This is a genomic window from Cellulomonas sp. HZM (assembly GCF_000708885.1).
In the GTDB taxonomy this organism is placed as follows: Bacteria; Actinomycetota; Actinomycetes; order Actinomycetales; family Cellulomonadaceae; genus Cellulomonas.
The window spans coordinates 33,163-52,701 of the sequence record NZ_JEOE01000008.1; the positions used below are offsets into that span (position 1 = coordinate 33,163).

Consider the following 19,539-nt stretch of genomic DNA (forward strand, 5'->3'; position numbering starts at 1 on the left):
GCTGCGACAGGAGACGCCGATGACCGAGCCCGCGAGCGAGTTCCACGTCCCCGTGCGGCGTCTCGCCGTGCTCGGGGTCCCGGCCGCGTTCGTCGGTGTGCTGTGCGCGCTGCTGCTGTGGGGGCTGTCCGCGCTCGCCGGGGTGGTCGAGCGCCTGCTGTGGCAGTCGCTGCCGGACGGGCTCGGCGTCGCGAGGGACACGCCGCTGCTCGTGATCGGCCTCCTCGCGCTCGCGGGCCTCTCGACGGGGCTCGTCATCCGGTACGCACCCGGCCACGCCGGGCCCGACCCGGCGACGACGGAGCTCGTGTCCGCTCCGCTCCCGCTCGGAGCGCTCCCGGGGCTGGCCGTCGCGCTCGTCATCACGCTCGCGGGCGGCGTCAGCCTCGGCCCCGAGAACCCGATCATGGCGATCAACGCCGGGCTGGTGGTCGCGCTCGGGATGCGGTTCGTGCGCGGCGTGAACGCACCTCAGTGGCTGCTGATCTCGACCGCGGGGACGATCGGGGCGATGTTCGGCACGCCGCTCGCGGCCGCGCTGATGTTCTCCGAGCTCGACCCGGGCGACCGTCGCATCCCGCTGTGGGACCGGCTGTTCCCGGCCCTCGTCTCGGCGACGACGGGTGCGCTGTTCATGACGAAGGTCGCCGACCTGGACATGGCGATCGACCTGCCCGACTACACGTGGCACGGCATCGGCGACCTGGCGTGGGTGTCGCTCGTCGCCCTCGTCGCCGCCGCGCTGGGCATCGCGGGCGCCTACGTCTTCGACCCGCTGCACCGCCTCCTGCACCGGATCGGCAACCCCGTGGTGCTGCTCACCCTGGCGGGTGCCGTGCTGGGCGTGCTGGGTGTCGTCGGCGGGACGGTGACGCTCTTCAAGGGCCTCGACCAGATGCGCGAGCTGCCGGGCATGGTCGCGACGACGAGCGCGGCCGGGTTCCTCGGGCTCGCGCTCGTGAAGCTCGTCGCGATGCTGGTCGCGAGCGCGTCAGGCTTCCGCGGCGGGCGGATCTTCCCCGTGGTGTTCGTCGGCGCGGCGCTCGGGTTCGCGGCGCACGGCTTCTTCCCGGACCTGCCCGTGGCGCTCGCGGTCGCCGGCGCCACCGCGGGCATCGTCGTCGCCGTCACGCGGTCCGGCTGGATGAGCATCTTCCTCGTCGTGGTCGTCGTGCCCGACCTCGACATCCTGGTCCCCGTGCTGTTCGCCACGCTGGTCGCCTGGCTGCTGGTGACGAACCGCCCGGAGCTGCTCGCGAAGCCGGTGGAGGTCGGTGGACCGCACGAACCGGCCGACGGGGCCGGGGTCGACGGCACACGTGTGCCCGACGACGGCGACGCCGATGATCGCGAAGGACAGCGTGAACAGCCAGCCGATGTACGTGAAGACGGCACCCAGGATGCCGAACTGGCGGACCCCGCCGGCCATCACGATCGGTAGGTAGACGTGGCCGGCGACAGCCAGCAGGGACATCACGACGGCTGTCGCGGCTCCCGTCCACGCGAGGTGCGCGAGCGGTACCTGGCGCTGCATGAGGATCCACGGCACGAACGTCCACGCGACCGTCCAGACGGCCAGCCGGACGACGACGTCGAACCCGCCGCCGAGCGGGATCCCGCTGGTCACGCGCTCGGTGAACGTGATCATCATGGTCGAGACGACGACGGCGCCGACGACGGCCAGCCACCGCCACGCTGACCGGATGCCCGCGCGCGGGACCTCCCAGATGCGCAGGTAGACGCGTTCGAGCGCGCGCGCGAACGAGGTGGCGGAGACGATCGCGACGAGCAGCCCGAACAGCCCGATGCTCGTCGCCATCGTCACGGTCGACGGCATGCTCTCGCGCAGCGACGCTCGGGTGTGCTCGGAGATCCCGAGCGCGTCCGCGACCGCCGGCCCGAGCTGCCCGTCGCGCCCCGGTCGCAGTGTCGCCATCGCGATCATCACCGGGATGATCGACGTGAACGCCTGGGCGGCGAGCGTCATCGCGCGGTCGAAGATCTCGATCCCCGCGAGGTCGCGCACGAGGTTCTGCAGCAACGTGCCCGTCGAGGTGTCCCGGATGCCGTTCCAGCGCCGCATGCCCCAGTCCTGGGCGGCGCTGACACGTGCGCGCGCGTCGATCATCCTGGTCCGAGGCGCGCGTCGAGGAAGCGGCGGACCTCGTCGAGGTAGCGCTCGCGCGCGGGTGCAGGGGACAGGGCGAGGTCGTGCGCGCCGCCGGGGACCTCGACGAACGTCACGTCCGGTCCGAGCAGCGGCGCGCGCGCCGCGATCTGCCGGACGTCGAGCACCGAGTCGGTGGTGACGAGCGCGTCGTGCCAGCGGTCGTCGGGCCCGTTGGCGTCGGACGCGAGCACCAGCACCGGGACGTCGATGTGCAGACCGCGCGCCACGCGCGCATGACCGCGCCGGACGGTGCGCAGGAAGCCGGCGGTGACGGGGAACCCCTCGAACGGCTTCCATGCGAGGTCGTACTCCCACTCGCCGCCGGTCGACGAGTGCAGCGCGCGGCCGTAGTGCTCGCCGAGGTGCGCGACGACCAGGTCGGGCGCGAACCGGCCGACGACGTCGACCACCGGGGTCAGCACGCGTCGCTCGACGACGTTCCCGCGCAGGTCGAGCCACGGGCTGTTGAGCACCACGGCGTCGACGAGACCGTCGCCCGCGCGCGCGTCGGCCCACAGCGCGGCGACGAGGCCGCCCGTGGAGTGGCCGAGCAGGACGACCTCGTCGTGGTCCTCGCGGACCGCGCGCACGGCGGCGTCGAGGTCCTGGGCGTGCACCGCGAGGTCGTTCGTCGTGTTCGGGGTGCGCCCGGGGCGGATGGAGCGGCCGTAGTCGCGCAGGTCGACGCCGACGAGGTCGTACCCGGCCTCGTCGAGGGCGTCGGCGACGTGCGCCTGGAAGAAGTAGTCGACGAAGCCGTGCACGTAGAGCACGGCGCGGCGGTGCCTCGGCGGTCGGTGGACCAGGGTCGCGACCGGGTCGGGCGCACGGCCGTCCGGTGGGAGCGCGAGCGTGCGCGCCGTCCAGCCGGGACCCAAGACGTCGTCCATGCTCGGATCGTGCCACCCGGCGGCCTGCGGCGCCGGTGACTCGACGCGATCTCGTCGCGCGTCATCCGTCGGGCGGTACCCGGAGCAGACTTGAGCGGAATAGACTCAACTTCGGTCGTGGTTGCAGCGGACAGCAGTCTCGTCCCCGTCAGCAAGGAGTTCTCTTGGACGCGAAGTTCACCACCCGGTCGCAGGAAGCCATCGGCGACGCCATCCAGCAGGCGTCCGCCGCGGGCAACCCCCAGCTCGAGCCCGCGCACCTGCTCAACGCGCTCCTCCAGCAGGAGGGCGGCGTCGCGGGCGCACTGCTCGACGCGGTCGGTGCCGACCGCGCCGCGCTCGGGCGCACCGTGCGCTCGACGCTCGTCGGCCTGCCGTCGTCGACCGGCCAGAGCGTCTCCCAGCCCAGCGCGTCGCGCGCGACGGCCGCGGCCCTGAGCGCCGCGAACGACGAGGCGCGGGCCCTCGGCGACGACTACGTCTCCACCGAGCACCTGCTCCTCGGCCTCGCCGCGGGCCAGTCGGGCGTGGCCGACGCCCTGCGCGCTGCGGGCGCCTCGCGCGACGCGCTGCTCGCGGCGCTGCCGAATGTGCGCGGCAACCAGCGCGTCACCTCGCCCAACCCCGAGGGCACGTTCAAGGCGCTCGAGCAGTACGGCGTCGACCTCACGCAGCGCGCGCGCGACGGCAAGCTCGACCCTGTCATCGGCCGCGACTCCGAGATCCGGCGCGTCGTGCAGGTGCTCTCGCGCCGTACCAAGAACAACCCCGTGCTCATCGGCGAGCCCGGCGTCGGCAAGACCGCCGTCGTCGAGGGGCTCGCGCAGCGCATCGTCGCGGGCGACGTGCCCGAGTCGCTGCGCGGCAAGCGCCTCGTCTCGCTCGACCTCGCGGCGATGGTCGCCGGGGCCAAGTACCGCGGCGAGTTCGAGGAGCGGCTCAAGGCCGTGCTCGAGGAGATCACCTCGTCCGACGGCGAGGTCGTCACGTTCATCGACGAGCTGCACACGGTCGTCGGCGCGGGCGCCGGCGGTGAGGGCGCGATGGACGCCGGCAACATGCTCAAGCCGATGCTGGCCCGCGGCGAGCTGCGGCTGGTCGGCGCGACGACGCTCGACGAGTACCGCGAGCGCATCGAGAAGGACCCCGCGCTCGAGCGCCGGTTCCAGCAGGTGTTCGTCGGCGAGCCGTCCGTCGAGGACACCGTCGCGATCCTGCGCGGCCTCAAGGAGCGGTACGAGGCGCACCACAAGGTGACGATCTCCGACGCCGCGCTCGTCGCCGCCGCTGCGCTGTCGGACCGCTACATCACGGGCCGCCAGCTCCCCGACAAGGCCATCGACCTGGTCGACGAGGCCGCGTCCCGGCTGCGCATGGAGCTCGACTCCTCGCCGATCGAGATCGACGAGCTGCAGCGCGCCGTGACCCGGCTCGAGATGGAGGAGGTCGTGCTCTCCGAGTCCGACGACCCCGCCTCGACCGAACGCCTCGAGCGACTGCGCGCCGACCTCGCCGACCGACGGGAGGCGCTCGCGTCGCTCACCGCGCGCTGGGAGAAGGAGAAGGCCGGTCACAACCTCGTCGGCGACCTCAAGGCGCGGCTCGACACGCTGCGCTCCGAGGCCGAGCGGCTGCAGCGCGAGGGCGACCTCGCGGGCGCCGGGCGGCTGCTGTACGGGGAGATCCCCGACGTCGAGCGCGAGATCGCGGCGGCCGAGGAGTCCGAGCTGGCGGTCGACGAGGAGGTCGTCCCCGAGGGGACGCCCATGATCGCGGAGAAGGTCGGGCCCGACGAGATCGCCGAGGTCGTCGCGATGTGGACCGGGATCCCCGCGGGCCGGATGCTCGAGGGCGAGACCGCGAAGCTGCTGCGCATGGAGGACGTGCTGGGCGAGCGGCTCATCGGGCAGCGCACGGCCGTCGCCGTCGTGTCCGACGCGGTGCGCCGCGCACGCGCCGGCATCTCGGACCCCGACCGCCCCACGGGCTCGTTCCTGTTCCTCGGCCCCACCGGCGTCGGCAAGACCGAGCTGGCCAAGGCGCTCGCGGACTTCCTGTTCGACGACGAGCGCGCCATGGTCCGCATCGATATGAGCGAGTACGCCGAGAAGCACTCGGTGGCCCGGCTCGTCGGCGCCCCTCCTGGCTACGTGGGCTACGAGGAGGGCGGCCAGCTCACCGAGGCCGTGCGGCGCAGGCCGTACTCGGTGGTGCTGCTCGACGAGGTCGAGAAGGCGCACCCCGAGGTGTTCGACGTGCTGCTCCAGGTGCTCGACGACGGCCGGCTCACCGACGGGCAGGGCCGCACGGTCGACTTCCGCAACGTGATCCTGGTGCTGACGTCCAACCTGGGCTCGCAGTTCCTCGTCGACCCGGTGCTCTCGGACACCGAGAAGCGCGAGGCCGTGATGGGTGCCGTGCGCGCGTCGTTCAAGCCCGAGTTCCTCAACCGGCTCGACGACGTCGTGCTGTTCGACCCGCTGTCGCTCGACGAGATCGGGCACATCGTGGAGCTGCAGATCGCGGCCCTGGCGAACCGCCTGCGCGACCGGCGGCTCACGCTCGAGGTGTCGCCGGCCGCGCGCGACTGGCTCGCCCTCGAGGGGTACGACCCGGCGTACGGTGCCCGGCCGCTGCGCCGGCTGGTGCAGCGCGAGATCGGCGACCGCCTGGCCCGCGGTCTGCTCGCGGGGGACATCCATGACGGCCAGAAGGTCGTCGTCGACCGCTCGGGGGAGACCCTGACGGTCAGGACGACCTGACCGGCGGGGGTATCCGGTGGGCCGACGAGCGGACGCGGGGGATCATGGGGGCATGTCCGAGACCCTCGAGAAGCTGACCGCCGACCTCACGACCGCCATGAAGGCCCGTGACTCCGTGCGCACCGGGACCATCCGCCAGGCGATCGGGGCGATCCGCGCCGAGGAGAAGTCCGGGCCGGTCGCGCGCGAGCTCAGCGAGGACGACGTGCTCAAGGTGCTGTCCCGCGAGGTCAAGAAGCGCCGCGACTCGGCGCAGATCTACGCGGACGCGGGGGCCGACGAGCGCGCGGCGAACGAGACCGCCGAGGCGGACCTCATCGAGGGGTACCTGCCCGCGCGGCTGTCCGACGAGGAGCTGTCCGCCCTGGTGGGCGCGGTGATCGCGGACACGGGCGCCTCGTCGATGAAGGACATGGGCGCCGTGATGAAGGAGGCCACCGCGCGGGCGGGGGCGTCCGCGGACGGCAAGAAGCTCTCCGCGCTGGTGCGCGCCGCGCTCGCCTGACCCCGGCCCGGGAAGCCGTCCCCGCCGAGCAAGCAGTTCGTCACGCCGTGGGCGTCCATGGCGTGACGAACTGCTTGCTCGGCGTCAGCTCCAGGCGTCCGCGCCCGACCGAGCAGCGAGGGATCCAGTCGTGAAGACACCACCTACGCGTCCCCAGCTCGTCAGCAGGGCAGCCAGGCCCTTGAGGTCCTGCGAACGCGAGCTGGGCGCCTTGGAGCTTCGCTCGGGGAAGAAGCCCGTAGCGAACCATGCGGGGTCGATGGGAAGTCCCATCGTGGGAGCGAGCTCATCGAACAATGCACGTGCCTTCGCGTCGCCCGCGGTCGCCGCGACCGGGCTCGACTCGTCGCTCTCATCGACAGCGAGCTCGTGGTAGGCGCCGGCGAGAGCTCGCAAGATCGTCGGCGAACCGAGCAGGCTGCGCTCGCGCAAGTCGGTGGGGTGCAGATCTCCCTCGGCCACTTCTCGCAGGTCGGAAAAGCACTCGACGAGCGCGTCGAGGAATCGCTCGGTCACCTGCTGCACGGCTGCTTCCTTCACGGACTCCTCCTTCCTGCGGGTCCAGGAGCTGCCGATCCCCACCGTGACGGCGCGGATCACGTCCGCCACGTTTCGTCCGGAGACGAGGTGCTCGTTACGGCCGGCGACGCGGTCCACCTCGAAGTCGACCATGTCAATGAGCAGTCGGTGCTGCTCGGCGAGCTCGACGGCCACGCGGTTGACGACCGACCGCTTGTCGAACGAGGTCGTGAGCGACTTGCTGATCCCCTTGGCGTTGACCGCGATGTCGTTGAAGTACTGCTTGTGGTCGTCGAGCGTGACGCCCTCGAGAATCTCGACGGTGACGTACTCGCGGCGTAGACGTTCCTGCAGGGCGCCGAGCTGCGTGAGCTTGGCCGAAGCGATCTGCGCAGCGATCGGGTCACCGCTCTCCGTCGCTCGCAGGTGTGCCTCTCGGGCCCTCCGCAGCTCCTCCGAGATTTGGTCGGCCGCGAGCTTCCATCCCAGGATGCGGTGCTGGCCGTCGAGGATCTGCAGCTCGACCGCCGAGTTGTGCGGCAGACGAACCACGCCGAACTCGACCCCGCCCACGGCGGCCCTCGGCTCGAAATCCTGGGCCAGCGGGTAGGTCGTGTCGAGCAGCAGAGGCGGCGTCGCCCACTTGTCGTTCTGACGCCAGTAGAGCGCGAAGTCGGATGCGTGCTTGACGTTCACCGTGCGGTTGCCCTCGAAGGCTTTCGCTGGATCGGGGATGGGCATGTGCGTCGGGATGAGGTGCAGCGGGAGCGCGATGACGAAAAGGCTCTTGCCGGCACGGTTGTAGCGCTGTGCCAGCAGCTCCTTGCGATCGTCGTACCCGCTCAACGAGAACTGCTCGACGCCCATGTTTGCCCCTTCGCTCCGCCCTGCAGCGCGTTCGGCGCGAGCTTAGCGGCGCGTGGTGACACGACGACGACTCAGTCGGTGTCGTCAACCGATCGGACGACGAGTGGCCGAGTCGTGATGTCCGATGCGCCCGGCACGTCCGTGCTGCGCTCGGCGAGCGTCGCCGTCGCGAGAGCCAAGGGAAGCGCGGCTGAGAACTTGAGCCCGTTGACGGCCTCCGGTGCCACGAACGGTTGCGCGCCCTCGACGACGGTGTCCCGGATCGATGCTGCGGGGAAGTCGGCGGGCAGATGGATCACGGCGTTGTCCGCCGTCGCGTCGACGTCGAGTGCTGCGATGAGGGTGACGTTTGCCTTCCATCCTGCCCATGTCCACAGCCGCGTCTCCGCGTTGGTGCGTTGCAGGACGATGCCGCTGTCGTCGACTGTCGCGGCGAGCTGCTCGCGGACGGTGGCGAGACGATCCACGGCTCGGCGGGACAGCGCGACGTCCGGCGTGGCGCCGAGAAGCACGTCGCGCTGGGCACGTGCGAGTGCGAAGGACTCGACCACGGGCTCGGACGGCCAGCGGACCTTGGCTCGCTCCGGCTGCTCGCTCACGAGGACCTCGTGTCGTTCCCAGTCCACGCTCTCGACGCGCCACGCGTGCCCGGCCAGCAAGATGCGCTGCACGTCCTGGTGGCGCGAGGCGGCCAGGGACAGCGGCGAGATCGTGCCGACCAGTCGCTGGCCTGCGACCACCCGCAGCTCGTAAGCGCTCGTGAACGACGAGAGCAGCTCCATGAAGTAGCGCCGTCCGAACTCCCGCTCGGCAGACGGTCCTACGAAAAGCAGGCCGCCGTCCGAGGTCAGGAATCCCTCGTCGCGCAGGTAGGTGAGCAGTGCTTCGCCCTCAGCCATGACCTCGAGTTCACCCCACCACCCGGCCCACGTCGACGCGCCGAACTGGCCCTCCTGCAACGCGAGCGCGAGCAGCTGCTGGGTCGCGATGTGGCGAGGTGCCGGGGGAGGAGTGACCGGTTCGACGAAGCCGCGACGCCACAGCAGCAGCACGGCGGCGGCGCGCAGGAAGGCCGGCGACTCCGTGGCAAGGAACAGCATGTTGCGCACGGACCCGGGACGCCGGCCCGTGCGCCCGAGTCGTTGCAGGAACGAGGCGACCGACCGTGGTGCGTCGAGCTGGACGACCCGGTCCAGGTCGCCGATGTCGACGCCGAGCTCGAGGGTCGAGGTCGCGACGATGACGCAGTCGCGCGCTTCCGCGAATGCGCGCTCGCTGACGCGGCGCTCGTCGGCGGAGAGCGAGGAGTGCGAGACGTAGGTGGTGACACTGCGCTCGCGCAAGGCGTACGCGAGCTCCTCGGCCTGACGGCGCGACTCGCAGAACACCAGCCGTTTCTCGCCGCCGTGCAGCCGCGCGATCACTTGGGCGGCGTTCTCGACCGAGCCGACGTAGTCGAGCGTCACGTCGATTTCGGTGTCGACTGCGGGTTCGCGCACGACGAGGCGATCACGTCCGCGTTGTGACCCTTGCAGCCAGGAGAGCATCTCGTCCGGGTTTCCGACCGTCGCCGACAGGCCGACCCGTTGCAGCGGGCGGCCAGACAACCGCTGAACCCTCTCGAGGACGGCGAGCAGGTGCCAGCCGCGATCGTCTCCGGCAAAGGCGTGCAGCTCGTCGATCACGACGGTTCTGAGCTGGGCAAAGAGTGCGCGGTGGTCGACACGCCGGGAAACGAGCATGGCTTCCAGCGACTCCGGTGTCGTGAGGAGGACATCCGGTGGATCCGCGAGGATCCGGCGTCGCTCACCGTCGCCGACGTCGCCGTGCCAGAGGCCGACTCGTCGCCCGAGCCACGCGGCGTAGGACTCGAGTCGAGGATGCAGGTTGTTCAGCAGCGCCCGCAGCGGGGTCACGTACAGCACGGACAAGCCGCGCCAGTCCTCGTCGGCCATCCGTGACAACAAAGGGAAGAATGCGGCTTCGGTCTTGCCTCCTGCGGTCGGTGCGACGAGCAGGCAGTCCGCGCCCGACGCGACCGGGCCGACGGCAGCTCGCTGGAGCGGCCGCAGATCGGTCCAGCCGAGGGTGTTGACCACGTGGTACTCGACCGCGGGGCTGAGGCCGGTCACGAGCGGTCCGGGCGAACGAGGGCATCGAACGAGTCGAGGCACGAGCGCGCGGCGATGGCCACTTCAGCCGCGAGGACGTCGGCGGGGAGCGACTCGCCGTCCTGCAGCCGCTGCGCCGCGTACGCGCGGACGTCGGGGCCGTCCGGATCGACGAGCCGCCCCAGGGCGGCTCGGAAGTCGCCTACGAACTCGCTCTCGCGTCGCTGCGGGAGCGCACGGAATGCGGCCTCGGCGGCCGTGACGGGTCCGCCCTCGGCGTTGTGCATGACGACGAAGGCAAGATCGTACGAGTCGCGTGGTTCGGTGCGGCCGAGCATCGCGGCGGACTTGGCCAGCAGGTAGCCGCCCAGGGACGCGAACCGCACTGTGACCGTGCTGGGCCAGTCGGGTCCCGCGTCCAGCGCGTCGATGGCTAGCACGCGCGCGACCGGTTCGTGCCATGCCGGTGCAGGGCCGGACAGGTTGATGGCGGTGAGGAGCTGCGATCCGGGGAGTGCGATCTGCTGCCCGCGACTGTCCGGGGTGTCGGTGAGGATGTCGACGAAGACGGGAACGCCGTCGACCGTGGTCCGCCACCGCCAGGCTCGGTCGGCTGGACCGGGCTCGAACCCCGCCCGGAGCAGACCGGCCTCGAGCCACGAGAAATCCATCTCGTCGCGCTCGTAGGGCAGGCCGACCTCGATGACGAGGTCGATGTCCGCCGTGCCGTGGTGACGGGCGTTCGGCATCGGTGCCAGCAGCTCAGGGTTGAGCCCGCCGATCACGATGATCGAGCCGGCGTGGGGTCCGAGCGCGACCGCGAGACGCACGAGCGCGCGTTCGGCGAGGGTGCGTGTGTCGCGTGAGCGCATCAGAACGGGATCCTCGTCTCTCGCAGGTGGCGCGCGGACTCGGCTGCGCGCACACCACCGCTCCTGAGCAGGTCGCCGTACAGCCGGATGTCGCTGACGAGCGGCACGTCGGTGCGGTCAGGCTCGGACAGCTCGGCGAGTCGGAGCGTGAACCGTCCGGCCGGCAGGAGGCGAACGCGGACGCCCGTGTCCGCCGGTACCAGGCCCGCTGCGGACAGCCGGGAGGTGAGAGCCGGACCGCGGCGCAGCGACGAGTCGTCGACGTAGATGTCGATGGGGTTGGTCGTCGTGGAGAACGGGGCGCGTAGCTCGAGCGCGAGCAAGCCGGTCAGCGCCCAGGCGTGCGACTCCCACGTCGCGGTGAACGTGTCGCTGAGCCAGGCGAGGCCGTCCCGGATGAAGGCCTGTGCGCCGATGGCGTCGACCTCGGCCCCGGCATGGGCCTCCGCCCACGCGTCGAGCAGCGCACCGGGCTCGCGAAGCACCCGACCCGACCCCGGTCCGCGGGCAGGTCCCGTCTTCGTGGTCCATCCGCGTCTGTCGAAGAGCTGAAGGCCCGTGGACGCCGCCGCGGCCGAGATCCCGAGCGTCTCGGCCAGTCCTTCGACCGGAGGCGTTGCAACATCGTCGTGGGTAGCGCGTTGGAGGATGAACTCGGCGAGGGCAGAAGTGGTCGGCGTGAAGCGGTCCGGACCGGGGCGCGACGCGGCCGGCTCCGCTGCATGCACGACGAAGAGGCCGGGCCTTGCACGGACGTCGATGCCGCCGCGCGCGTCGGCCCAGGACACGTCGTGCTCGGCGAGCAGGGCGCGGCTGCCTGACGAGATCCGACGGGCAACCACGACGGGCGTGACGTCGGGCGGGAGGCCCAGAAGGCCGAGCTCGTCGAGGGCTCGGCGCACCTCGCTCGGGTACCCGTCGCCGACCCAACGGAGCGCGAGCGCCGCGACCGTGTCGCCATAGGTCACATGGACCAGATCTAGCGGAGGTCTGCTGTCGACCTGCTCAGCACGGACGGCACCCGAGGTAGCGCGCTCCAGGGCTGCCTCGACCACGGCGATCGCGCGGTTGTTTGCCGAATCCACGTTGTTCACCATACTGGCAAACAACCGGTTTGGAGCGGAAAACTTGCCCTAGAACTCCAGCTCGATGTCGTCCACAGACGCCGCGCTGGCCCGCAGGTCGCCAAGATGCGCCGCTTCTCGCTCCGACTCCGTGAGCTCGGCTGCTCCCAACGTGAGCGCGTAGTCCCGGCGAGGATCGAAGTCGGGGAACTGGTCGACCCGGTCCAGCACATCCGCCACGAGCTTCTTGAGGAACAGTCGGGGTGCCACGCCCACCTTGTCGCCGAGCTTGCCGCTCACGGCTCGGGCGAGGTCCGCCACGTAGTCGTCGGACACGACCGTATGCACGTGCTCTGGGTCAGCCGCGCCCGCCGCGTAGATGTCGCGCACGCGCCCTCCGAGCTCCTCGAGCGACGCCAGCGAGAACCCGGGCAGCCGGATCTGCGGTGCGCGCGGGTTGTCGAACCGGGCGTCGGTGGTGAAGTCGACCGCCAGCCGTTGCGCGAGGGGCGGTAGGCGCTGCATGCCCTGCTGGCCGTCGTAGAACGCGGGCGTGCCGGTGATGACGAGGTAGAGCCCGGGGAAGCGGCCGGAGTCGATCTCGTCCAGGAGCTGGCGCAACGCGTTGAGCGACTTCTCGCGCACGTCCCCGCGCACGCGCTGCAGCGTCTCCACCTCGTCGAGCACCACGACGAGGCCCCGGTAGTCGGAGTCTCGCAGGACCGTCAGCAGCCCCTGCAGGAAGCCGAAGGCCCCGAAGTGGTCGAGGTCGCCGCGCACACCCGCGCTGCGACGAACGCCGGCGGCGACGTGCGGCTGACCCCCGAGCCACGCAAGCAGTCCCTCGGCCTGGTCGGTCTCGCCCAGCAACGTGGCTCGGCGGTAGCCCCGCAGCGCGGTCGCGAACGCGGGCGCGGAGCGACTGACGGTCTCCAGCCGCCGGTCCAGCAGGGCGGCTGCGGCGCGCTGCACGGCAGCGTCGTCGGTGCGATCGGCACCCGCGTCCACCGCATCGCCCTCGAGCACGTGGAACCAGCCGTCCACCACGTCGCGGAACGCGCTCGGGGGCGCCTCCGCGGTCGAGAGGTTCTCGACGATCCGGCGGTAGACGGTCTCCAGCCGGTGCAGCGGTGTCTCGGTCTCGGAGATCTGCACCTCGCTGGCAGCGAAGCCGAGGCGTTTGGCCCGTTCGACGAGCCAGCGGGCCATGAACGTCTTGCCGGACCCGTACTCACCGCGCACGGCCTTGAACCCGGCGCTCCCGGACGCCACGGCGTCGAGCTCGCCGTCGATCGCGGACTCGAACCGCGTCAGGCCGACGGCCATGACGTCGAGCCCGTGCTGCGGCACGGTGCCGCGCCGCAACGCGTCGATCACGTCACGGCGCCGGCGAGCACTCACCTCGGTCATCCGTCAGCCCCGTCCCAGGTCGAACTGCTCGCGCAGCAACGTCTCGTCCAGACGCACGGTGACGTCGTCGGTGTCCATCGACACCACGGGGTAGCCCTCGACGTTGAGCAGTCGCGTGAGCGCTGAGAACGTCGAGGCGAAGGACTGCTCCGAGACGCCGAGCGCGCTCGCGACGGTGTCCCGGTGCGCACGCCCGTCGCCGGCCAGGAGCACGCGCAGTGCGGCTGATGTCAGGGCCGGGTCGAGCGCGCGGCGTCCTGCCCGGCGTCGCTGCCCGGCAGCGACCTCGCTCGCCTCGAACGCCGAGACCAGGGCACCGACCGGATCTGCCGGGGTCGGAGCGGAGGGCGGGACGACGTCGAAGCCGAGCGTGCCCTGGCCGGGCGCCTCGGGGCGACGACGCGCGGGCGCGGCCGGCGGAGCGGGCTCGGGCTCGGGCACCACGTCGGCGACGACGCCCGCGAGCAGCCTCTTCGCGCGGCGCGTCGTCGGTGCAGGTTCCGCGAGCCGCGCCTCGTTCCACCACACCGGTGCCTGCGGCGAGGCGAACTGCCAGCCGGCGGGCACGGTGGCCGACGGCCGGGTCAGGACCACGAGCGGCACGGTGAGCTCCGCGAGGCTCGCACCGCCGTGGTACCCGGAGTGCCGGGTGCCGTACCGCACGTCCTCGCGCCACGGCAGGATCGCTGCGCCGTCGAGCACGCGCGGGCCGGTGACCAGCACCTCGTCCTCGGTGGGCGCCGCCCCTTGCGCCGGACGCCAGCGGGTCGACGCGCCCGGGTAGGACCGGGCCTCGCTCCCGCGGTCGACGACATGGCCGTGGTCTGACACCAGGACGACGGCGCGGCCGGCCAGTGCGGCGGCGTTCAGCAGCGCGCGCAGGTGCTGCACGTCGTCGACAGACCAGCGCGTGCCGCCGGGGTCCTGCTTGTCGAGCGCGTCGTCGATGGTGTTGAGCACCACGGCGACGAGCCCGCGGTCGGGGTCGTCGATCGCCGCGCGGAGGGCCGCCGCGAGCGTCGCACCGCCCTCGGAGCGGAGGTCGTCCTTGTGGAACAGCAGGCCACCTCGCTCGCGGACGGCGGCCGACTCGGTTGCCTGGCTGCCGGCTGCAGGAGTGCCGGTGAAGAATGCGGTGCGCGACCAGCGGGTGAGAGTCGGGAGCGCGGCGAGCACGGGGGTGCGCCCTCCGCCTCGCACCAGCTCGACCCAGCCGTCGGTGACGGCCGCCTCGACGATCTCGAGTGCGACGGGGACCGACATGCCGTCCAGCAGGACGACGAGCGGACGCGCGGATGCCAGGGGGGCGACGACGTCACGCAGCACGTGCTCGATCAGCACGGCTCCGTCGGGGGCACGCCCGGCGGCGGTCTCCTGGGCGAGCAACCCGGCCGCGTGCTGGTCGTAGGCCGCTCGGTCGCGGCGGACCGCCGTGAGCAGCGACCGGTAGGCCGCGGCGACCAGCTCGTCGCCCGAGCCGTCCCACAGAACGGCAGCGGCCCGGTCGAGCCATGCGCCGTCCTCGACGTACTCGTGCAGAGCGGCGCCGAGGTGGGTGGGCAGGTCGAGGCCGGGCTGTGCTGCCAGGCGACGCGTGACGCGGACGGCCATCCGAGCGGCGGCGACCTCGGAGTACCGCGCGTCGGCACCCTCGTGGGCGAGCACGTCGCGCAGTGCGCCCTCGATGCGTGGCAGCCGCTCGGCCAGCGCGACCGCGTCGGTGTCGTCGAGCAGCGCAGCCAGGGCGTGCAGGCGCGCGGTCAGGCCGCCGGGCAGCACGTCGGAGCGTGTGACGCCGTCCGGCCAGGCCAGGTCGCGCTCCAGCAGCGCGGTGGCCTGGGCGTACACCGACGGGAGCGAAGGATCGTCGCCCGCGGCGGACCGCAGTGCGAGGGTCCGAGCCGCTCCCGCGAACGCGCGCGCCTGGGTGGGCGAGAGCGAGCCGCCGCCGAAGTGTGCGGTCGCCACCCGCCCGCGCGCCTCGAGCTGGGCCTCCGCCGTGGCGGCGCCGCCCAGCGGCCACAGCACGTCGAGCGCCAGGCCGATCGCGACGACGGACACCGTGTGCTGCGCCGCCGCGGTGAGCGCCAGCGTGGCCGTCGGCCCGAGCGCGTCACCAGCCCATCGGGTCAGCCCCGTGCGTGCCTGCAGGGCGAGCGCACGCCAAGACGCGCGCGCGGCGGGCACGTCGAGCGCGGCCAGCAGGGTCACGTCGTCCAGCGAGGCCGGGAGCGGCACGTCCAGCACCTCGGCGAGCAGGTTGCCGAGTGCGTGGTCCGCGGTCACGACGCCCGCGGGCGCAGCGGGCCACCCGCCGGGGGGAAGGCGGTCGAGCAGCGCGGCGGCGGCCCACACTCCGTACGACGAGAGCGCCGGGTCCAGCCGCTGCGCCTGGAACAGGCCGGCGACGGCACCCCACTCGTCGATCGGCTCGATGCGCTGCCGGTCGGCGCGCACGAGCACGGCGTCGCCGAGGTCGTGCTCGCTGCGGTCGGTGAGCAGCACCAGGTAGCCGTCGTCACCGGCCTCGAACGCCGCGAGCTCGTCGAGCGCGGCGAGCTGTGACGGGGCCGGGCGGACGCGCACCGTGGCGGAGCCGACCGTCAGGCGGGCGTCGCCGGACCACGACGGGCGCGCGCGCAGCACCAGCACTCGCGCGCTGTCGTGCGCGACGAGGCGGCCGGCGCGCTCGCGCACCAGGGCCGGCGACGCCTGGGGGACCCGGTCGCTCATACGGCGGCCCTCACTGGTACGTCCAGGTGACGACGAGCTTGCGCCCGCTGGCGCGGGCCGTCTGCCCCGCGGACCGGATCTTGTCGATCGCCTGCTCGATGGTCCCGCCGTGCTCGAAGTCGAGCACGATCGAGTCGACGTCGGTCGGAGGTGTCGGTGTCGTCTCGTCGTCCGCAGGCCCTGGCGTCGGCGCCGGGACCGCCGGCGGCAGCAGCAGGTCGCGTGCCGCTCGCCCGGCCGCGCTGAGCGCGGGTGCCAACGGCGCATGCAGCTCCTCGTTCGCGGCGGCCGAGGCGAGCGTTGCCGCGATCGACTCCCCGCCCGGCACGCCCAGCGCGCGGGTCAGCATCTCCCAGTCGGCCGCGCGCAGCGCGTCGCTCACCGCCGCCGCGCTCGACAGGGACTTCGCGAGGGCCTGCGGCTCGGCGGGGAGGTCGAACGACGCGAGGACCTGGAGCAGCACGGTGTCCTCGCGCTCCGCCGCGAGCCGGGCCAGCAGGCCGTTGCCGTCCAGTGCCGTCGCGAGCCGCGGGCTCGTCTCGTCGAGCCCGAGCAGGGGCGATTGCGCGCGCAACGCGGAGACGAGATCGCTCGCAGGGGTCCGCAGTCGGCCAACGGCGTCGCGCACCCCGCGTGCCATCGTGGTGACGCCCGCGGCGGACCGGCGGGGTGCCCCGGGGACGCCGAACAGCGCCTGCGCGGCCGTCCGGGCGCGCTGCCACTCGTCGGCGTCGGGCAGCCGCGCCGGTCGCAGGGTGATGTCCCCGGAGAGCTGTCCGATACCGGGTGCAGGCACGGGCACGCCGCCGCGCATCCACTCGCGGTCTTCGAGCGCAGCCCAGACCGCGATGAGCAGGTCCGCCACCTCGTCGACCAGCCCGTACGGCTGGAGCCGTACGCGCAGGTCGCGCACCAGCACGCCGCCGGCGTCGGCATCGGCGTTCCATCGCGTGAAGTCGGCGAGCCACCGGAACGTGTCCGGGCCGAGCGCGTAGACGGTCTCCCGTGCCACGCCGCAACCCAACGGGTTCGCCACGCGCCGGAGCACGGCCGCACGCGTGCGCTCGATGCCGTCCAGCCTGCCGCCGGCATCGACGGCCGCGCGAGCGAGCTCGAGAACCGTGCGGAGGTCGGCAGTCTTGATCTCGGCGTCCGGGGACTCGAGCTGCGGGTGCTGCGGGTACTGCGCGTCGAGCCCCTGCCGGAGTGCGCCGTCGAGCGCCTGGCGCAGGGTCGCGGCGACGGGCGGGGCGATGGCGACGCCGGGGAGCAGCGTCGAGTAGACCTGGCTCTGCGCGATGTGCACGTCGACGTTCTCGGTGGTCGCGGGCGCCACGCCGTAGGCCTGCTTGAGCACGTCGGCCAGACGGGCGCGCAGGTTGCGGCGCTGGTTGTCCAGCTGCTGGCGCGCGGGCTCGCGGTCGCCGGGGGACAGGCGCGCGGCGTTGAGGTCGAACCGGTCGCCCATGAGCAGGTACTCGAGCAGCACCAGGCGCCCGACGTCGTCCATGCGCGGGGCGGACAGGAAGTGCGGCAGCCAGACGAGGGTCGCGCTCTGCTCGCCGTCGGCCAGCAGCCCTTGCACGCGGTTGACGTCCTCGATCGCGGAGTGGTCGCCGGAGTCGAACGGGAAGTCGATCACCACCTTCCAGCGGCCCGCCGCGGCCCGCAGGGCCTGGTCGGACAGCTCGGCGGAGTCGCGCACGTTGCCGAACACGACGTCGACGGGCCGGCGGCTGCCGCGCCACAGCACCGTGGTGCTCCAGGCGGTCTCGAGGCCGGGTTCCTGGCGCACCTCGAGCTCGGCCATGAGCGTGCGACGCAGCATGTCGCGGCGGGCCTCGGTGCGGTCCTCGTGCTGCACGGCCTCGATGAGGGTGTCGTAGTCGACGCCGGTGAGGGTCAGCGAGACGACCGGGTTCTCTCCGTCGCCCACGTGCACCTCGCCGAACTCGGCGGCCCACCTGGTCACCAGGCCCTTGACGGCCATGGCCTCCTGGCCGGGCACGAAGGACATCACGGTGCCGTAGTTGAGGGCCGCGAGCTTGGCGAACGTGAGGTTGCGCAGGGACGGTGCTCCTCCCGCGAGGGCCGCGAGCAGGAGCGTCTTGACGAGTCGGTCCTCGGTGACGAACGGATGCGACCGCGGAAGCGTCTCGACCTGCTCGGGCGTGAGGCCGTGGGACGCGAGGAGGAACGGCCGCATCTTCGCCTCGTAGAACTGTGCGGCATTGGCGAAGAGCTTCTTCATGTCCGCCGTGAGCGGTTCGACGCCGCCGAGCACGGCGACGTCGAACAGGTCGCCTACGGGGATGACGTCATCGACGGTCAGCTCGTCACGCCCCGCGGACAGCAGCTCGCCCATGAGACGCAGGGCGGTGCGCTCGCGCTGCATGAGCGCGGAGAGGGCGACCATGGCATCGACGAGCGCCGGCGAGAACGGATAGGTCAGCGCGAAGTCGTCGCCGTCCGACCCGTTCATGTCCGTGAGCAGGTAGGTCCACGCCGCGGCGTCGCCCTGGACGCGCGCGACCGCACGACGCACCTCGTCGGCGCCCGATGCGGAGGTGGGCATCAGCAGACGACGGTGCACGATCTGCGGCAGGTCCGCGGCGGCGAGCTCGATGCGCTCGAACCGCTCCTCCCACCAGCGGAACGAGTCGCCGACGGCCTCCTGCTCGGCGCCGGGCATGGTGCCGCCCAGGAAGTCCTTGAGGTCTCGCTGACGGGCGACGAAGGAGACGATCGGCAGCGGCAGGTTGCCGGCCTCGACGAGGCGGGCGACCTTGGAGGCCTCGCGCTGGATGAACGTCGAGTCGCCCAGGTGCTGCGCGAGCCAGAGCACCAGCTCGTCGAGGAACAGCACGATCCCGTCGTAACCGAGCGACTTGGCGTGTGCGGTCATGGCCTGCAGGCCGTCGGCCGTCTCGAGCCACTGCCCCGCCGACGTGTACCCCGTGAAGTAGGTCGCGGTGAGCGCGGTGACGAGCGCGTTGCGGTGCGCGTCGCCGACGGGCGCGGCGGCGGCCGCCTCGTACGTCTCGGGGTTCCACGACGAGGCGCGCGTGCCCCATCCGCTCGACGCTGCCGTGCCGACGCCGAGCCCGGCGAGGAAGGCCTCGTCGCCCATGACGGTGCGCAGGTTCGCGGCGTCGGCGAGCAGCTTGTCGGTCTGGTGGAGCACGGGCGGCGTCGCCTCGGGGTGGAGCCGCGCAACGGTGCTGAGGTACCCGTCGAACAGGGCCGACTCGAAGCTCTCCTTGCCGAGCAGGTGGTAGTCGAGCGTGAGCAGCTTCGCGTTCAGCGCGCGGCTGCGCTCGGAGACGACGGCCTGCAGGCCCGCCAGCGCGCGGGCCGCGGTGTTGCCAGAGAGGAGCAGGTGCAGCACCGCCATGAAGTGGCTCTTGCCGGATCCGAAGGAGCCGTGCACGAACGCACCCTTGGACGTCCCGCCCGCGAGGGTGCGCTCGACCAGACCGAGCGCGTCGTCGAACGCCTTCGCCAGCGCCGGCGTGACGACGTACTCGCGCAGCGTGCGGTCGCTCGCCTCCACGCCCTTGACCAGCTGGAGCACGAAGTCGGAGGCGTCGACCTTCTCCGGGATGTCGAAGACGTCGCGCAGCAGGGTGGGCATCT

The 19,539-nt window shown here is 72.2% G+C and carries 11 protein-coding genes and 1 pseudogene; 3 read left to right on the forward strand and 9 right to left on the reverse strand.

All coding sequences use genetic code 11. From position 1 onward, the window contains the following. Window positions 1-19 precede the first annotated feature (19 nt). Window positions 20-1,441, forward strand: a complete 1,422-nt coding sequence (locus AW16_RS0106550) for an ion channel protein (RefSeq protein WP_081861504.1) — start codon at window positions 20-22, stop codon at window positions 1,439-1,441. Here AW16_RS0106550 and AW16_RS18940 read toward each other — a convergent pair. Together AW16_RS18940 and AW16_RS0106560 are read right to left on the reverse strand one after the other, a co-directional pair. Beyond that, window positions 1,391-2,128 (reverse strand): annotated as a pseudogene (locus tag AW16_RS18940) (YhjD/YihY/BrkB family envelope integrity protein); the annotation flags it as partial. The gene AW16_RS0106550 and the pseudogene AW16_RS18940 overlap by 51 nt on opposite strands. After that, window positions 2,125-3,060, reverse strand: a complete 936-nt coding sequence (locus tag AW16_RS0106560; protein ID WP_029289164.1) for an alpha/beta hydrolase — start codon at window positions 3,058-3,060, stop codon at window positions 2,125-2,127. The gene AW16_RS0106560 and the pseudogene AW16_RS18940, both read right to left, overlap by 4 nt. A gap of 164 nt (window positions 3,061-3,224) precedes the next feature. On the opposite strand from AW16_RS0106560, the gene clpB reads away from it, so the two are divergent. Both clpB and AW16_RS0106570 read left to right on the forward strand, forming a co-directional pair. Continuing rightward, the gene (gene clpB, locus AW16_RS0106565) at window positions 3,225-5,822 is read left to right on the forward strand and encodes an ATP-dependent chaperone ClpB (RefSeq protein WP_029289165.1); all 2,598 of its coding nucleotides are present in this window, start codon (window positions 3,225-3,227) and stop codon (window positions 5,820-5,822) included. A gap of 52 nt (window positions 5,823-5,874) precedes the next feature. Further along, window positions 5,875-6,327, forward strand: coding sequence for a GatB/YqeY domain-containing protein (locus AW16_RS0106570; RefSeq protein ID WP_029289166.1), 453 nt, complete (start codon window positions 5,875-5,877; stop codon window positions 6,325-6,327). 84 nt (window positions 6,328-6,411) lie between these two features. On the opposite strand, the gene AW16_RS0106575 is transcribed toward AW16_RS0106570, so the two are convergent. The 7 genes from AW16_RS0106575 to AW16_RS18595 all read right to left on the reverse strand — a co-directional run bounded on the left by AW16_RS0106575 (window position 6,412) and on the right by AW16_RS18595 (window position 19,537). Further along, entirely contained in the window at window positions 6,412-7,713 is a 1,302-nt protein-coding gene (locus AW16_RS0106575) for a DNA sulfur modification protein DndB (protein ID WP_029289167.1), read from the reverse strand. A 71-nt stretch (window positions 7,714-7,784) separates the two neighbouring features. Then, complete coding sequence (locus tag AW16_RS0106580; protein WP_029289168.1) at window positions 7,785-9,845, reverse strand: DEAD/DEAH box helicase; 2,061 nt, start codon at window positions 9,843-9,845, stop codon at window positions 7,785-7,787. Then, entirely contained in the window at window positions 9,842-10,696 is an 855-nt protein-coding gene (locus tag AW16_RS0106585; RefSeq protein ID WP_029289169.1) for a hypothetical protein, read from the reverse strand. Before AW16_RS0106585 ends, AW16_RS0106580 begins: the two co-directional genes overlap by 4 nt. Continuing rightward, the gene (locus AW16_RS0106590) at window positions 10,696-11,781 is read right to left on the reverse strand and encodes a hypothetical protein (protein WP_156044077.1); all 1,086 of its coding nucleotides are present in this window, start codon (window positions 11,779-11,781) and stop codon (window positions 10,696-10,698) included. The genes AW16_RS0106585 and AW16_RS0106590 overlap by 1 nt, the downstream gene beginning before the upstream one ends. Window positions 11,782-11,829: 48 nt before the next feature. Then, entirely contained in the window at window positions 11,830-13,170 is a 1,341-nt protein-coding gene (gene brxD, locus AW16_RS0106595; RefSeq protein ID WP_029289171.1) for a BREX system ATP-binding protein BrxD, read from the reverse strand. A gap of 3 nt (window positions 13,171-13,173) precedes the next feature. Continuing rightward, window positions 13,174-15,903 carry a BREX-2 system phosphatase PglZ gene (gene pglZ, locus AW16_RS0106600; RefSeq protein ID WP_051681726.1) on the reverse strand — a complete coding sequence of 910 codons (2,730 nt, stop codon included), beginning with the start codon at window positions 15,901-15,903 and terminating at the stop codon, window positions 13,174-13,176. A 10-nt stretch (window positions 15,904-15,913) separates the two neighbouring features. Next, window positions 15,914-19,537 carry a hypothetical protein gene (locus AW16_RS18595; protein ID WP_051681727.1) on the reverse strand — a complete coding sequence of 1,208 codons (3,624 nt, stop codon included), beginning with the start codon at window positions 19,535-19,537 and terminating at the stop codon, window positions 15,914-15,916. Window positions 19,538-19,539: the final 2 nt, after the last annotated feature.

Coding starts and splice junctions, on each gene's coding strand:
- AW16_RS0106575 (WP_029289167.1), bottom strand. CDS start 7,713: ATGGGCGTCGAGCAGTTCTCGTTGAGCGGGTACGACGATCGCAAGGAG.
- AW16_RS0106570 (WP_029289166.1), top strand. CDS start 5,875: ATGTCCGAGACCCTCGAGAAGCTGACCGCCGACCTCACGACCGCCATG.
- brxD (WP_029289171.1), bottom strand. CDS start 13,170: ATGACCGAGGTGAGTGCTCGCCGGCGCCGTGACGTGATCGACGCGTTG.
- AW16_RS0106560 (WP_029289164.1), bottom strand. CDS start 3,060: ATGGACGACGTCTTGGGTCCCGGCTGGACGGCGCGCACGCTCGCGCTC.
- AW16_RS0106585 (WP_029289169.1), bottom strand. CDS start 10,696: ATGCGCTCACGCGACACACGCACCCTCGCCGAACGCGCGCTCGTGCGT.
- AW16_RS0106550 (WP_081861504.1), top strand. CDS start 20: ATGACCGAGCCCGCGAGCGAGTTCCACGTCCCCGTGCGGCGTCTCGCC.
- AW16_RS18595 (WP_051681727.1), bottom strand. CDS start 19,537: ATGCCCACCCTGCTGCGCGACGTCTTCGACATCCCGGAGAAGGTCGAC.
- pglZ (WP_051681726.1), bottom strand. CDS start 15,903: ATGAGCGACCGGGTCCCCCAGGCGTCGCCGGCCCTGGTGCGCGAGCGC.